1 protein-coding gene is annotated in these 1593 nt (G+C 63.9%); it reads left to right on the top strand.

Going from position 1 to position 1593, the window contains the following annotated elements:
• The first annotated feature begins 294 nt into the window (after positions 1 to 294).
• On the top strand, positions 295 to 1134 hold the full coding sequence (locus CC117_RS10190) for an IS5 family transposase (protein ID WP_071083501.1): 840 nt from the start codon (positions 295 to 297) through the stop codon (positions 1132 to 1134).
• Positions 1135 to 1593 lie beyond the last annotated feature (459 nt).

Raw genomic sequence — 1593 nt, 5'->3', positions numbered from 1 at the left:
CCCGGAGCGCCGGCCTACTGCACCGACCTGACCCGTGACGCGATGGGAGCGGCGCTGGCCGCGGCTGAGAGGGCGTTTGAGTAGTTATGGTAAGGCAAGTCGTTTTTGGGCGCGACTCCTTTTCTTGCATTTTGCACTGTAGGGACGTGTTTACGCATCCCAACTTTATGATCGAGCTGTCTGTTCTATTGGTAGATTCTCCTCGGATTCCGTCTGGCGTAGAGATGGGGAAGAATCTCCTGGCTGGCCGAGTGGACAGGTCCGGTCACACGGTTTGAGGTATGAGCATCTGTCGTGAACCCGCGCAAGCCGTACCCCAGCGACCTGTCGGACGCCCGGTGGGAGCTGATCGCCCCGACCTTGCACGCCTGGCGCCAGGCCCGGCTCGACCGCCGGCCCACCGGCCAGCCGGCCCAGGCCGAGCTACGCGAGGTCTTCAACGCGATCCTGTATGTCAACCGGACGGGGATCGCCTGGAAATATCTGCCCCACGACTTCCCGCCCCACGGCACCGTCTACTTCTACTTCGCTGCCTGGCGGGACGAGGGAATCTTCGCCCGGCTGAACTACGACCTGACCGGCCTGGCCCGGGTCAAGGCCGGCCGCACCCTCGAACCGACCGCGTGCATTCTCGACACCCAGAGCGTCAAGACCTCCACCAACGTGCCCCTGACCAGCCAGGGCACAGACGCCGGCAAGAAGATCGTCGGCCGGAAGCGGGGCATCGTCACCGACACCCTCGGCCTGCTCCTCGCCGTGACCGTCACCGCCGCACACCTGTCCGACAACGCCATCGGAATACGCCTGCTCGACCAGACCAAAAACACCTACCAGGCGATATCCAAGACCTGGGTCGACACCGGCTTCAAAAACACCGCCATCGAACACGGGGCCACCCTCGGCATCGACGTCGAAGTCGTTCCCAGAAAAACCGGGATCCGTGGCTTTCACGTCGTGAAACGACGCTGGGTCGTCGAACGCAGCCTGGGGTGGATCATGCTGCGCCGCCGCCTGGCCCGCGACTACGAGACCCTCCCGGCCAACTCCGAAGCCATGATCCACATAGCCATGATCGATAACCTCGCCAGGCGCATAACAGGCGAAGCCACCCTCACCTGGCGAGGTACTTATTAGGGCATAAGCCACAATCAGGGCAAGTCAAACGCCCTCTCAGGCGTCCGGGCCCGCAATCGGACCAGCTCGCCCTCGTCGGCCACGTCCTCGATGACCAGCGGCGACAGACCCGAGAACACCAGCTCAACCAGACGATTCGATCCCGACATGACACATCGTGTCGCCACACGCCGAGCGGATTGGCTGCCTTCCACCGTCAAGCCTCACCGGGGACCACACACCGTCACCACCGAAAGTGAGCCAGAGCCGATCTTGAAACAGTCCCTCGGTACCCGGATCCTGGGGATCGCAGCTGGGCAGGTTACGCATACGTTGACGGACCCGGCGCACCTCGGCGGGGTCACCGCGTCGGCGTGCTCGTGCCAGGGCAGCGGCTTCCCGCAGGTAGACGGGGTTGCGTGCCCTTCGTGCTCCTCGGGTGAACGCCGGGACCAGCACGGTCTCGACGAAGACGTCCAG

It is taken from the genome of Parafrankia colletiae, from assembly GCF_001854655.1.
Classification (GTDB): domain Bacteria; phylum Actinomycetota; class Actinomycetes; order Frankiales; family Frankiaceae; genus Parafrankia; species Parafrankia colletiae.
This window is presented reverse-complemented; position numbering and strand designations above follow the sequence as displayed.